At 66.1% G+C, this 13584-nt stretch carries 14 protein-coding genes, 1 other RNA gene and 1 pseudogene; 10 read left to right on the top strand and 6 right to left on the bottom strand.

The genetic code is table 11. From position 1 onward, the window contains the following. Positions 1-358: 358 nt before the first annotated feature. The 6 genes from QZY44_RS05380 to QZY44_RS05355 form a co-directional block, all read right to left on the bottom strand. A complete protein-coding gene (locus tag QZY44_RS05380; protein ID WP_295443292.1) occupies positions 359-790 on the bottom strand; it encodes a type II toxin-antitoxin system HicB family antitoxin in 432 nt (143 codons plus the stop codon). Positions 791-802: 12 nt separating this feature from the next. Further along, on the bottom strand, positions 803-1015 hold the full coding sequence (locus QZY44_RS05375) for a type II toxin-antitoxin system HicA family toxin (protein ID WP_295443290.1): 213 nt from the start codon (positions 1013-1015) through the stop codon (positions 803-805). 160 nt (positions 1016-1175) lie between these two features. After that, entirely contained in the window at positions 1176-1820 is a 645-nt protein-coding gene (locus QZY44_RS05370) for a 5-formyltetrahydrofolate cyclo-ligase (RefSeq protein ID WP_295443287.1), read from the bottom strand. 76 nt (positions 1821-1896) lie between these two features. Continuing rightward, positions 1897-2080, bottom strand: a non-coding RNA gene (ssrS, locus tag QZY44_RS05365) — 6S RNA. Between the two features lie 13 nt (positions 2081-2093). Next, positions 2094-2423 carry a cell division protein ZapA gene (locus QZY44_RS05360; RefSeq protein ID WP_295443284.1) on the bottom strand — a complete coding sequence of 110 codons (330 nt, stop codon included), beginning with the start codon at positions 2421-2423 and terminating at the stop codon, positions 2094-2096. Continuing rightward, entirely contained in the window at positions 2420-2629 is a 210-nt protein-coding gene (locus QZY44_RS05355; RefSeq protein ID WP_295443281.1) for a TIGR02449 family protein, read from the bottom strand. The genes QZY44_RS05360 and QZY44_RS05355 overlap by 4 nt, the downstream gene beginning before the upstream one ends. Positions 2630-2725: 96 nt before the next feature. Here QZY44_RS05355 and QZY44_RS05350 point away from each other — a divergent pair, with 96 nt between their 5' ends. The 10 genes and pseudogenes from QZY44_RS05350 (at position 2726) to QZY44_RS05305 (ending at position 13571) form a co-directional block, all read left to right on the top strand. Further along, complete coding sequence (locus QZY44_RS05350) at positions 2726-3334, top strand: UPF0149 family protein (RefSeq protein WP_295443279.1); 609 nt, start codon at positions 2726-2728, stop codon at positions 3332-3334. Beyond that, positions 3331-4638: an aminopeptidase P N-terminal domain-containing protein gene (locus QZY44_RS05345; RefSeq protein ID WP_295443276.1), complete on the top strand. Its 1308-nt coding sequence runs from the start codon at positions 3331-3333 to the stop codon at positions 4636-4638. The genes QZY44_RS05350 and QZY44_RS05345 overlap by 4 nt, the downstream gene beginning before the upstream one ends. 59 nt (positions 4639-4697) lie before the next feature. Further along, positions 4698-5912 (top strand): annotated as a pseudogene (gene ubiH / locus QZY44_RS05340) (2-octaprenyl-6-methoxyphenyl hydroxylase); the annotation flags it as partial. 141 nt (positions 5913-6053) lie between these two features. Beyond that, the gene (locus QZY44_RS05335; protein WP_295443297.1) at positions 6054-7244 is read left to right on the top strand and encodes a UbiH/UbiF/VisC/COQ6 family ubiquinone biosynthesis hydroxylase; all 1191 of its coding nucleotides are present in this window, start codon (positions 6054-6056) and stop codon (positions 7242-7244) included. A 370-nt stretch (positions 7245-7614) separates the two neighbouring features. Beyond that, positions 7615-8868, top strand: coding sequence for a 6-phosphofructokinase (locus QZY44_RS05330; protein ID WP_295443272.1), 1254 nt, complete (start codon positions 7615-7617; stop codon positions 8866-8868). 332 nt (positions 8869-9200) lie between these two features. Continuing rightward, positions 9201-11210, top strand: a complete 2010-nt coding sequence (locus QZY44_RS05325; RefSeq protein WP_295443270.1) for a sodium-translocating pyrophosphatase — start codon at positions 9201-9203, stop codon at positions 11208-11210. Positions 11211-11361: 151 nt separating this feature from the next. Then, positions 11362-11910 (top strand): inorganic diphosphatase, encoded by a 549-nt coding sequence (gene ppa / locus QZY44_RS05320; RefSeq protein ID WP_295443267.1) that lies wholly within the window; start codon positions 11362-11364, stop codon positions 11908-11910. Then, positions 11910-12419, top strand: coding sequence for a cyclic pyranopterin monophosphate synthase MoaC (moaC, locus tag QZY44_RS05315; RefSeq protein ID WP_295443264.1), 510 nt, complete (start codon positions 11910-11912; stop codon positions 12417-12419). The genes ppa and moaC overlap by 1 nt, the downstream gene beginning before the upstream one ends. Positions 12420-12477: 58 nt before the next feature. After that, positions 12478-12942: a bacteriohemerythrin gene (locus QZY44_RS05310; RefSeq protein ID WP_295443261.1), complete on the top strand. Its 465-nt coding sequence runs from the start codon at positions 12478-12480 to the stop codon at positions 12940-12942. 164 nt (positions 12943-13106) lie between these two features. Further along, positions 13107-13571, top strand: coding sequence for a bacteriohemerythrin (locus QZY44_RS05305; protein WP_295443258.1), 465 nt, complete (start codon positions 13107-13109; stop codon positions 13569-13571). Positions 13572-13584: the final 13 nt, after the last annotated feature.

The raw sequence follows: 13584 nt of genomic DNA, 5'->3' as shown, positions 1-13584 counted from the left end.
GCCACTGAGAACGCTGCTGGCTGAGAATTTCCAGATTATCGGAAATAAAAAGCCGAAAATCGCTATCGCTTAGGTATAATGTCGGTTTCTGGCGGACAGTCTGGGGGACGTAACACGCGGTTCTGGTTGAGGCTTTGCTATCTCCTTCAGAAGCCGAAGCCCTGGGTGTCAGGATAGTTGCCGACCCCTCAGGGGGGATTTGTGCAGAGCTCCGGGGACAGTATACTCAAGTCGTAGGGGTGTTACGGGAATAGCGCTTAGGGTGCGGTGAGCGGGAGCGAACCGCACCGATGACCAGCCGCTCGGAAGATGCGGCTTCTTCATCACCGAATCCCACGGGCCAGCGGGTCATCAGGGCCTATGCTGCCGCTTGTATCTCGACGGCCAACCGCCGACCCACGGCAGCCAAGGCCCGCTCCAGCGCGGCCGCTTTGCTCCCGTGGCGGGGGTCGAGCAGGCGTCGTGCCTCCTTCTCATGGACGCCTAAGCGCCGTGCCAGTTCGCTGGTGCCGATGCCCGCCTCGCGCACTCCCAAGTACAGCGCCGCTTTGAGTGCGGTGGCGATGGGCACCGCCACCGGTGCCTCGCCGGCCTGCAGAGGCGATGGCAACGGAATCTCCGCACGGTCATCGATGCGTGCGGCAACGGCCTCTTCCAGGCAGTCGGCAGCCTCCTCCATCGCTTGGTTGCGGGTCTCGCCCTGGGTGATGGCCTCTGGCCAATCGCGAAAGGTCACCACGAACCCGCCATCGGCGTCCGGCGTCAAGGTCACTGGGTAAACGAAGTTCATCGGGGCGTCTCCCTAAAGATCGGTCAGGGTTAGGCCAAGCTGCTTGAGCATCGCATGGAGGGTTCCGGTTTTCAGCTCGTCCTTTGGATTGCGCACGATGGTGAGCGTCGTCCCCAGGTAAAGGGTGACATGACTGCCCTTGCCGCGTTTGTTGTCCACGCGGTAGGCCAAGCCGTGCGTCTTGGCGTAGCGTTGCACGCGGTGGATAAACTCAGAACCGGTCATGTATCGCAGTATCGGACAATGTTGTCCGGGCATCAAGCCTTGGTCTACCAACGCCTGTCCGTTGGTGCGCGCGCAGATGTCGTGCAGGGCGGAGGGAAACTGGGGGGCCAAGGCCGGCGGTAAGGGTGCGGCCAGTTCGTGGAAACTGGCCGGTCCCCTGCTAGACCCTACTACCCCGCCGATAGACTCGCCGCTCGGTCGCCGCCGCATCCAGCGGTACGTCCCATGGCCTGGGCGTCAGCCGCGCCACGCGCTGGCATTCGTGGGCGATGCCGATCAGGCGGGGCCGGTGCCAGTGGGTGCGGCTCCGTAGGTAACTCAGGGTGCGGTCGTAATAACCGCCGCCCATGCCGAGACGGTTGCAGTCGGCGTCGAAGCCGACCAGGGGGACCAGGATCAGGTCCAGGGCCCAGGGTGGGGTGGGGTGCCTGCGTTTGGGCTCGGGGATGCCCAGCCGATTGGCCTTGAGCGGGGCGCCGGGCGTCTGGCGGGCGAACCACAGACGGCGTTGCCGCCCCGGGCGCAGCACGGGCAGGAAGTCGCGGCGGGCGCGGTGGTGGGTGTGTGTGAGCAGTGGGCGCGGGTCCAGTTCGCCGTCGGCCGGCCAGTAGGCGGCGATGCGGCGGGCGCGCCGAAACGTCAGGGTTCGCCCCAGCACCCGGGCCAGGGCGGCGGCATGCAGCCGTTGATCGCGGGGAGACAGTCGCCGTCGTGCCGCGCGCAGTTGGCGCCGCAAGGCCTTGAGTGAGGTCGGAAGTCGCGGTGCTTGCGGGGGCGGATCGGTGGCGGCAGGGGAGGGTAGCATCGTCGCCGCCAGAGGCTCGAAAGGCCGAAATCAACTGGCTGGAAACCCCAGCCAATCAGCAATCTAAAATGAGGTGACACCCCCCGTGTGTGCCGTCGCAAACCTTTGTTCTTGAACCTCGGGGTTCAAGTGGGGACAGTCGCGTCGGCTTCAGGCTTTCCGCTCGGGCGGACTTGCACAACAGCCTCTTGGTCATGTCCCCCGGGTACGAAATAGGCTCAAGAAAATACCCAGTTCGCGGTCGAACACTTCAGGGGGTGTCTGAGTAAGAGGCTATACCTTTTCCGCCGACGAGTCCAGGGCCGGTGCGCCGGACACGGCCGCGGCTACCCGCTCCTGGAGCCGGCCAAGCCGCCGGGTAACCCGCGGGTCCTCGCCACCCTGGCTACGCTGCAGTTGCAACAACTCCGCGGCGATATTGAGCGCCGCCAGCACCGCAATGCGGTCGGTGCCGATCACCCGTCCGGTCTGGCGGATCTCGCGCATGCGCCCGTCGAGCAGGCGGGCCGACGCCAGCAGGTCGTCCTGCTCGGCGGCCGGGCAGGCGATGCGGTAGTCCTTGTCCAGGACCCGGATGTTGACACCAACGGGTTCGTCGCTCATAGACTCTCCTCCATTGCACGCAGGCGCGACAGCATGGCCTCGACGCGGCTGCGCGCCTGTTCGTTTTTCTCGATCAGGTCGGCGCGTTCGGCGACCAGGGCCTCCTGGCGGGTGCGCAGTGAGGCGTTTTCCTCATGCAGCCGTTGGCAGAGCTGCAGCAGGCGCTCTACCCCACGTTCGAACTGATCGATGTCGAAACTGGCCAAGATGACGGGTCTCCGTGTGAATTTACCGCACTATAGAAGGGGCGGCGGGCAGGGTCAATCCAGTCGAGGGCGTGCTAACATGGCACGCCGAACCGAGTGTGGTCGCAGCGCGCGTCCGCCGCCACGGAGACTACCACGGACATCGAATACGACCAGATTGGGCGCCTGCTTGAGTCGAGCGCCCTCGCCCCGAGCCCCAGCGAGGCCCACGGCATGCTCTGCGGCCTGATCTGCGGCGGAGCCCCAGACCCGGAGCGCGCCTGGCTGGACCAGGTGTTGCCGCTGCCGGCCCCGACCCCGGACCCTGAGGCGCCCGACGCGCCCGAGGCGCAGGTGGGGTCGGCGCGCGCTGACCTCGGCGCCTTCGCCCGCCAGACGCAGGAGCGGATCGCCGGCCCGGCGCTCGGCTTCGCGTTGCTGCTTCCCGACGACGACCGCGTGCTCGCCGAGCGCGCCACCGCGCTCTACGACTGGGTGCGCGGGTTTTTGTTTTCACTGGGTGTCATCGGGTTCAAGGAGCGCGACCTGTCCGCGCAGGCGCGGGAGGTCTTGCGGGACTTCGAGAACATCACCCGCATGGACCTGGACGCCTTGCCGGATGACGAGGAAAACGAGGTCGCCCTCACCGAGTTGACCGAGTTCGTCTGGGTGGCCGGCATGCTGATCTACGAGGAGCGGGTGGCCGCCCGCGCGGCCGCCCGATGAGCGTCACGGACCTGCGCCGCCGCCGCCGGGCACTGCTCAAGGCGATCGGGCCTGACGGGATTGCCATCCTGCCGGGGGCCCGCGAGGTGATCCGCAACCGCGATGTCCATTATCCCTTCCGCCAGGCGAGCGACTTCACCTATCTCACCGGGTTCCCGGAACCCGACGCCGTGGCCGTCTTTGCCCCCGGGCGCAAGGAGGGCGAGTTCGTCCTGTTCTGCCGCCCCCGCGATCCGGAGCGCGAGCAGTGGGACGGCTACCGCGCCGGGGTTGAGGGTGCCGTCGCGACCTACCAGGCCGACCAGGCCCACCCATTGAGCGAGCTCGATAGCCGCATGCCGGGGCTCCTGGACGGGCGCACCCCGGTTCTCTTCCCCATCGGCGCCGATCCGGCCTTCGATGCCCGCGTCTTCGGCTGGGTCAAGCAGGTGCGGGCCAATGTCCGCACGGGCGCGGTGGCCCCTGAGACCTTTGTCACCCTCGAGGCGGTCCTGCACGAGCAGCGGCTCAAGAAGAGCGCGGCGGAAGTGAAGCTCATGCGCCAGGCGGCGCGCCTCTCCGCCGCGGGTCATTGCCGCCTCATGCAGCGCTGTCGCCCCGGGCTGGGCGAGGCCGACCTGGAGACCGAATTCATCCATCACTGCGCCGCCCGGGGGGCGCGTGTTCAGGCGTATCCGCCCATCGTTGCCGGCGGCGCCCACGCCTGCGTCCTGCACTATGTCGAGAACGACGCGCCGCTGAAGGACGGCGACCTGGTGCTGGTGGACGCCGGTTGCGAGTGGCACGGCTATGCCTCCGACATCACCCGCACTTTCCCGGTCAACGGCCGCTTTAGTGCGCCCCAACGTGAGTTGTACCAGCTGGTCCTGGCCGCCCAGCGGGCGGCCATTGCCAAGGCACGCCCCGGTAACCGCTGGAACGAACCCCACGAGGCGGCACTCAAGGTCCTGACCAAGGGGCTGATCCGACTCGGTATCCTCGAAGGTAAGTCGGCCCAGCTGATCAAGGACGAGGCCTACAAGGCCTACTACATGCACCGCACCGGCCACTGGCTCGGCATGGATGTGCACGACGTGGGCCACTACAAGCGGCACGGTGAGTGGCGGCTTCTCACGCCTGGGATGGTCCTGACGGTGGAGCCGGGGCTCTACATGCCGGCCACCGACGCGGTCCCGGAGGCCTATCGGCTGATCGGTATCCGCATCGAGGACGACGTGCTGATTACCGCCGGCGGCAACGAGGTCCTCTCCGCCGCCGTGCCGACCGACCCGGACGCGATCGAGGCACTGATGGGCAGTCGTTAGCCCCAATGTCTCACGCCAAGGCGCCAAGCACGCCAAGTTTTTGACTGACGGACGGATTCATGAATCGCTATCCAGACGCTACCGACCAGCCACTGACGACTGACGACTGCACTTACGATCTGGTTGTGGTCGGCGGCGGCGCCATCGGCGGCTCGCTGGCCTGCGCCCTGGCGCAGACCGGGTTGCGGATTGCCCTGGTGGAGGCGGTGGCGGCGGATGCTGCGCTCCAACCGAGCTACGACGAGCGGGTGCTGGCTCTGTCCTGGGGCAGCCGCCGCATCCTGGAGGCGAGCGGCCTGTGGGGCGCTATCGCCCCGGAGGCGGAACCGATCCGCAAGATCCATATCGGCGAGCGCGGCGCCGGTGGCTTCACCCGGCTCGACCCGGCGGAGCTGGCGCTGCCGGCGCTGGGCTACGTGGTCGCCGCCCGGGCGCTGGGGGCGGCCATCCGCCCGGCCCTGGCCGCGGCCCCGGGGGTGGAACTACTGTGCCCGGCCCGCCTGGTCGGCCTGCGAGTAGAGGCGGACTCGGTCTCACTTCAGATCGAGGGCCGCGACGGGTTGCGCACGCTGCGCACCCGCCTGGTGGTGGCCGCGGACGGGGGCGACTCGGCGGTCCGGCGGGCCCAGGGGATTGCCGTCGAGGAACGCCCTTACGGTCAGGACGCGCTGATCACCACCGTGACCCCGGACCGCCCCCGTTTGGGCTGGGCCTTCGAGCGCTTCACTGACACCGGGCCGCTCGCCATGCTGCCGATGACTGCCGGGCGCTGGTCCGTGGTCTGGACCTGCCGGGAGGAGGAGACGGCGGGGCTACTGGCGTTGCCGGACGACGCCTTCCTGGTCCGGCTGCAGGAGCGCTTCGGGTATCGGCTCGGGCGGTTGGGCCAGGCGGCGCCCCGGCGGGCCTATCCTTTGCGGCTCCTGCTCACCCGCCAGACCGTCCACCCGCGCCTGGTGCTGATCGGCAACGCCGCCCACACGCTCCACCCGGTCTCCGGCCAGGGGTTCAACCTGGGGTTGCGCGACGTGGCCGCGCTGGCGGACGTACTGGCCCAAGCCGCGGCCGAGGGCGCGGACCCGGGTGCTCCGCCGGTGCTCGCCGCCTACCAGCGGTGGCGCGGGCGTGACCAACAGTCAACGGCCGTCCTCACCGATACGCTCGCGCGGCTCTTTGTCCCGTCCTGGGCGCCACTGCGGCTGGCGCGCAACGCCGGCCTGGTGGGGCTGGACCTGCTGCCCCCCGTCCGTCGGTTGGTGGCCCGTCGTTTCATGGGACAGTCCGGACGCACGCCGCGCCTGGCCCGGGGGCTGCCCCTGGGGCCGACCCCGGCGCCGATCCCGGCGCCCGCGCCGCTAGACTCAGCAGCCCCGGCCCCTCGGGTCCCCCACACTGACCCGCCCCAGGACTTCGATGTGATCGTGGTCGGCGGCGGCATGGTCGGTGCCGCTTTTGCCCTGGCCTGCGCCGGCCAGGGGCTACGGATCGCGCTGGTGGAGGCGCGTGCGCCCCGGCGCACCTGGCCGGCCGGTGATGTCGATCTGCGGGTCTCGGCCCTATCCCGCGCCAGTCAGCGCCTGCTCCAGCGGCTTGGTGTCTGGGGGCGTATCGCGGAATTGGGGGCCAGTCCCTACCGGCAGATGCGGGTCTGGGACGCGTTGGGTGGGGGCAGCATCCACTTCGACGCGGCGGACCTGGGCGAGCCCGACCTGGGCCACATCGTCGAGAACCGGGTGATCCAGCTGGCCCTGTGGGAGCGGCTGGAGTCACCGCAGGAACTCACCCTCGTCTGCCCGGCGACCATCACCGCGCTGCGGCGCACCCCGGACGGCCCCCGACTGGTGTTGGCCGACGGACGCACACTAGGCGCGCGACTCCTGGTCGCCGCTGACGGACGGGACTCACTGATCAGGGAACTGGCGCAGATCCCCACCCAGGGCTGGGACTATGACCAGCGCGCGATCGTCGCCACCATCACCCCGGCCGACTGGCACCAGGAGACCGCCTGGCAGCGCTTCCTGCCCACCGGGCCACTGGCCCTGTTGCCCCTGGCCGACGGGCGTTGTTCCATCGTCTGGTCGGCCAGCGGGGCGCGGGCGGATGAACTGCTGGCCCTGGACGACGCGGCGTTTTCTGATGCGCTGACCGAGGCCACCGAGGCCCGGCTGGGTCGGCTGTGCCTGGCCGGCCCGCGCGCGGCGGTGTCCCTGCGTCTGCAGCACGCGCAACGCTATGTGGAGCCGGGGCTCGCCCTGATCGGCGACGCCGCGCATGCCGTCCACCCGCTGGCGGGGCAAGGCGTCAACCTCGGGTTCCTGGATGCCGCGCAGTTGGTCGCCGCCCTGGACCTTGCCCGGGAGCGACACCGTGACTTCGCGAGCCTCTGGACCCTGCGCCGCTACGAGCGCGCCCGCCGTGGCGACAATCTGGCGATGCTCGCCGCCATGGACGTACTCAAGCGGCTGTTCGGCACAGAGCTCGCGCCGGTGGTCCAGGTGCGCAGCCTGGGGCTCGCACTCACCGACCGCCTGGCACCGGTCAAGCGCCTGTTGATGGACCGTGCACTCGGTCTGAACGCGGGTCTGCCGCCCCTGGCGCGGCCCTGATATGTCCCCCGTGACCCAGGTTTCGACGGTGCCGTGCCGGCGAGCGATTCAACACCCTATTCCATGCATTAACGGTTCAGCGATTTTAGGACTTGGAGCGCATGGGGATTTTCTGTAGCCTTAGCGGGTTGCCAGGGACTGGCGCGTCTCGCGCGGCGGCGTCGGCCCGTGGTGCGAGCCACCGTCAGACGTCCGGGGGGACACAGGCCGCAGAGATTCGGGGGCTCGACTGGTCGCCGTTGGTCGTGCCGCGGCCCCCGTCCGCCGACCCTGACCCGCCGCGCGCAGTACCACCCGAGATCATCGCCGGTGGGTTGCGACGGCGGGGATACAGTAGCAAATCAAGACCAGAAAGAACGAGGGGAGACCAATGACCGCGAAGAATGCCTTCTATGCACAGTCCGGTGGCGTCACGTCGGTGATCAACGCCTCCGCCTGCGGCGTCATCCAGACCGCCCGCGCCCACCCGGACAAGATCGCCAATGTCTATGCCGGGCGCAACGGCATCATCGGCGCCCTGACCGAGGACCTGATCGACACCAACCTGGAGTCGGCCGAGAACATTGCGGCGCTACGCTACACCCCCTCCGGTGCCTTCGGCTCCTGCCGCTATAAGCTGAAAAGCCTGGAGGCCAACAAGCGTGAGTATGACCGCCTGATCGAGGTCTTCAAGGCCCACAACATCGGTTACTTCTTCTATAACGGCGGCGGCGACTCCGCCGACACCTGCTACAAGGTCTCTCAGCTCTCTGAGGCACTGGGCTATCCGGTCCAGGCCATCCATGTGCCCAAGACCGTCGACAACGACCTGCCGATTACTGACAACTGCCCGGGCTTTGGCTCGGTGGCCAAGTACATCGCCACCTCGACGCTCGAGGCCTCCTTCGACGTGCGCTCCATGTGTGCCACCTCCACCAAGATCTTCGTGATCGAGGTGATGGGGCGCCACGCCGGCTGGATCGCCGCCGCCGGTGCCCTGGTGGCCGATCAGGGCATCCCGGTCCTGACCCTGTTCCCGGAAGTCGAATTCGATCAGGAAAAGTTCCTGGCCGCGGTCAAGGCCAAGGTCGAGGCGCACGGCTATGGCATCGTGTGCGTCTCCGAGGGCTGCCACTACCCGGATGGGCGTTTCCTGGCCGAGCAAGGGACCCGCGACGCCTTCGGTCATGCCCAACTCGGCGGTGCTGCCCCGGTGGTCGCCAACATGATCAAGGACGCCTTCGGCTACAAGTTCCATTGGGCGGTGGCGGACTATCTCCAGCGTGCCGCCCGTCACCTGGCGTCCAAGTCGGATGTGGAACAGGCCTATGCACTGGGCAAGGCGGGGGTGGAACTCGCCATCGCCGGCCATAACGCCATCATGCCCACGGTGGTGCGCAAGTCCTCGTCTCCCTATGTCTGGGAGATCGGCCATGCGCCATTGTCCGAGGTGGCGAACGTCGAGAAGTTCATGCCGGCGGACTTCATTACCGCCGACGGCTACGGCATTACGGACAAGTGCCGCGAATATCTGTATCCGCTGATTCAAGGGGAGGACTATCCACCATACGAAAACGGCCTGCCCCGCTACGTCACCCTGAAGAACGCCCCGGTTCCCCGGAAGCTCGGCGACTTCAAACTCTGACGCGGCGGTGTGGGAGGGGGCACCCCGGCCCCCCGCCTCGCGCCCGGCTTTCTTTACCACAAGGCCCGCTATGATCCTCGACCAGACCCGTGAGTCGATCCAACCCGGTTGCAGTCCAACGGCCGCTATGACAGCGCTGTCGTTGCGCTTATCCTGGGTGGGTTCGACTGTCGGCATGGCCAGGGGGTACCGGACGGGTCGATCCGCGAACCGGGGCTTGCAGTCGCCTGCGGTCTCGAACCAGGTTACGACTTGCGGTGGCGTCGGCCACCCCGCCGTCGCGTGAGTCGCCGCCTATACCCACCTGAGTCTTAACGATCGAGGAATCTTTCATGTCATTTGGTACGAGTTTCGCCATCTTATGCGCCCTGGTGGCCATCGGATATGGCGTCTGGTCAGTCCAGTGGATTCTGAAATTGCCGGACGGCAACGCGCGCATGCGCGAAATCGCCGCCGCCATTCAAGAGGGCGCTCAGGCGTACCTCAATCGCCAGTACACGACGATTGCGGCCGTCGGCGGCATCCTCGCCGTTTTCATCTGGGTCTTTCTGGGTTGGAATACCGCGTTTGGCTTCGTGATCGGTGCCGTGCTCTCCGGCGCCACCGGTTACATCGGTATGTACATCTCGGTGCGCTCCAATGTGCGTACCGCTCAGGCCGCCCACAATGGTCTGGATGCGGCACTGCAGGTGGCGTTCCGCGGTGGTGCGATCACCGGCCTGCTGGTCGTGGGTCTGGGGCTCTTGGGTGTTGCCGGCTATTACGCCATGCTGGGCGGTGTCGGCGGTGATCAGGACAAGATCCTGCACGCGCTGGTCGGTCTGGGCTTCGGCGGCTCCTTGATCTCGATTTTTGCCCGGTTGGGCGGCGGCATCTTCACCAAGGGCGCCGACGTGGGCGCCGACCTGGTGGGTAAGGTCGAGGCCGGCATCCCCGAGGATGACCCACGCAACCCGGCGGTCATCGCCGATAACGTGGGCGACAACGTGGGCGACTGCGCCGGTATGGCCGCTGACCTCTTCGAGACCTATGCGGTGACCACCGTCGCCACCATGCTGCTTGGCTGGCTGCTCGTGAAAAGCACCGACGCGGTGATCTACCCGCTGGTCCTGGGCGGCGTGTCCATCGTCGGCTCGGTGGTCGGTACCTTCTTCGTCAAGGCGAATGAGGGCGATGCCAAGATCATGATCGCCCTCTATAAGGGCCTGGCCGTGGCCGGCGGCATTGCTGCGGTGGCCTTCCTGCCCATCACCTTCATGGTTCACCCGCTCCCGACTGCCGGTGCGAACTTCGCGCTGTATCTGGCCTCCCTGGTGGGCCTGGCCCTGACCGCCGCCCTGGTGGTGATCACCGAGTACTACACCGCCACTGAGTATGCCCCGGTGCGTCATATCGCCGCGGCCTCCCAGACCGGTCATGCCACCAACATCATCGCCGGCCTGGGCGTGTCCATGAAGGCGACCGCCGCCCCGGTGCTGGTCATCTCCTTGGCCATCCTCGTCTCCTTCTGGCTCGCCGGACTCTATGGCATCGCCATTGCAGCCACCGCCATGCTCTCCATGACCGGCATCATCGTCGCACTGGACGCCTATGGTCCGATCACGGACAACGCCGGCGGCATCGCCGAAATGGCCAAGATGGATGAGAAGATCCGCGGCATCACCGATCCGCTGGACGCGGTGGGCAACACCACCAAGGCCGTCACCAAGGGCTATGCCATTGGCTCTGCCGGTCTCGCCGCCCTCGTCCTGTTCGCCGATTACACCCATGCGCTGGGCGGTACGCCGGACTTCAGCCTGAACAACCACATGGTCATCATTGGCCTGTTCATCGGCGGTATGGTGCCCTATCTGTTCGGCGCCATGGCGATGGAGGCGGTTGGACGTGCGGCCGGCGGTATCGTCAATGAGGTCCGTCGCCAGTTCCGCGAGATGCCGGGCATCATGAAGGGCACCCAGAAGCCGGATTACTCCCGCGCCGTGGACATGCTCACCAAGGATGCCATCCGTGAGATGCTGATCCCGTCCCTGCTGCCGGTGGGCCTGCCGATCCTGGTTGGCCTGATCCTCGGGCCCATCGCCCTGGGCGGTATGCTGATCGGTACCATCGTCACCGGTCTCTTCGTGGCCATCTCCATGACCGCCGGTGGCGGTGCCTGGGACAACGCCAAGAAATATATCGAGGACGGCAACTACGGCGGCAAGGGCTCCGAGACCCACAAGGCGGCAGTCACCGGCGACACCGTCGGCGACCCCTACAAGGACACCGCCGGCCCGGCCATCAACCCGTTGATCAAGATCATCAACATCGTGGCCCTGTTGATCGTGCCCTTGATGCACTAAGCCTGGCGTCCGCCGGATACCCCGTTAATTGGGATTTCCGGCGGTCTCCTGGACTACAATCGGCGCATCAGGCGCCTGGAGAAGGACCCGCAAGGGTCCTTTCCATTTTTCGGCATCTTTTTCCCCTTTAGAACCCACACGAGGTCCAGTCATGGATTTATCCAAGGTATCCCGCGGCGCCAATGTGCCGAACGAGATCAATGTCATCATCGAGATCCCGTCGCACGCGGAGCCGGTCAAGTATGAGATGGACAAGGAGACCGGTGCCATGTTCGTGGACCGCTTCATGTCCACCGCCATGCACTACCCCTGCAACTACGGCTATGTCCCCCACACCCTGTCGCTCGACGGTGACCCGGTGGACGTGCTGGTGCTGGCCCCCTATCCGCTGATCCCGGGCTCGGTTATCAAGTGCCGCCCCGTCGGCGTGCTGACCATGACCGACGAGTCCGGCGACGACGCCAAGATCCTGGCAGTGCCGATCGACAAGCTCTTCAAGGGCTATCACCACGTCGAGAGCTTCCGCGATCTGCCCATCTTCCTGCTCGAGCAGATTGCTCATTTCTTTGAGCACTACAAGGACCTGGATCAGGGCAAGTGGGTTCGGGTCGGCGGCTGGAAGGGCATCGACGAGGCCAAGGCCGAGATCCTGGCGAGTGTGAAGATGTTCGAGGACGCCCCGGAGAAGCCGGCGTTCTAATGCTGACCCACTTTAACGCGGCGGGCGAGGCCCACATGGTGGATGTGGGCGACAAGCCCGCCACCCGCCGCGTCGCGGTGGCCGAGGGTCTGATCCGGATGGACCCCAAGACGCTGGTCCTGATCGAGCAGAGCGGGCACCGCAAGGGCGATGTGCTCGGCATTGCGCGCATCGCCGGCATCATGGGTGCCAAGCGGACCGCGGACCTCGTGCCCCTGTGCCATCCCCTGGTGTTGACCCGGGTGGAGGTCGTGCTTGACAGCCGCGCGGCGGAATCGGCGGTATACTGCCGGGCAACGGTCGAGACCACTGGCCAGACCGGGGTCGAGATGGAGGCACTGTGTGCCGTTCAGGTCAGTCTCCTGACGGTCTATGACATGTGTAAAGCGGCGGATCGCGGGATGACCATCACCACCGTTCGCCTGCTGGAGAAGACCGGAGGCAAGTCGGGCCCTTGGTCGCGCTCCCCGGACGCAGACCAGGCAGAGACCCAGGCAGGCGTTTCTTAACCAATCGCGAACAGCCGGTGTTGGTATGCGCCGCGCCGCATGGCCCCAAGAGGTCACGATGGGACAGTTCATCGAGTGGTCCGATGCCATGAGCGTCGGGATCGACGAGATCGACAATCAGCACAAGCTGCTGGTTGGCATGGTCAACGAGATGCACGAGGCGATCCAGTCACGTCAAAGCGCCGCCGTGGTGGGCGACATACTCACGCGGCTCGCCGACTACACCAAGGTCCACTTCGCGGCCGAGGAGGGGCTGATGCGTATCATCGACTACCCTGGCTATCAGTCACATAAGGCCGAACACGAGGAACTGATCCGCGGCGTGCTGGAACTCCAGCAAAAGGTGGCTGCCGGCAAGACCACCATCGGTTTTGAGCTGATGCACTTTCTCAAGAGTTGGCTCACCGATCACATCATGTGGAGTGATCTGCAGTACGTTGAATGCTTGATCGACACCGGGGCCAAGGCCAGGATCACGCAGAAGTCCTGGGTCGGGCGCCTGCGCGATCGTCTACCTATCTAATGCACTCACGGCATTGATTACAGTCGTTCGCCTGCTTGAGAAGACCGGCTGCAGGTCATGTCCCCCGGATTGGAAAGAATCAGGGACGCAGGCAGGCTTTCCTTAACCTATCACGAACCGCCCGGTGTCGGCACGCCGCGCCGCATGGCCCCAAAGAGGTCCGGATGACAACCTTCTTCGAGTGGTCCGACGCCTTGAGCGTCGGGGTCGACGAGATCGACAATCAGCACAAAGTGTTGCTTGGCTTGGTCAACGAGATGCATGAGGCGATCCAGGCGCGACATAGCACCAGCGTAGTGGGCGGCGTGCTTGAACGGCTCGCCGATTACACCCAAAGCCACTTCGCGGCGGAGGAGAACCTCATGCGTCTCCTGCGTTATCCGGGCTACGCAGAACACAAGGCCCAACACGAGGCATTGATGCTCCGCGTGGTGGAATTCCAGCAGAAGGTGGATGCCGGCAAGACCGCCATCGGTTTCGAGCTGATGCACTTCCTCAAGGTCTGGCTCACCGGGCACATCATGTCGAGCGATCAGCGCTATGTCGAGTGCTTGATTGATGTTGGGGTCAAGGCCAAGCTCAAGCAAAAGTCCTGGGCCGGGCGCCTGCGCGATCGTCTGCCTATCTGATGCACTCATGTCA

The organism is uncultured Thiodictyon sp. (assembly GCA_903837595.1).
In the GTDB taxonomy this organism is placed as follows: Bacteria; Pseudomonadota; Gammaproteobacteria; order Chromatiales; family Chromatiaceae; genus Thiodictyon.
The sequence above is the reverse complement of the archived record's forward strand: the minus strand, read 5'-3'. Positions and strand labels throughout refer to the sequence as shown.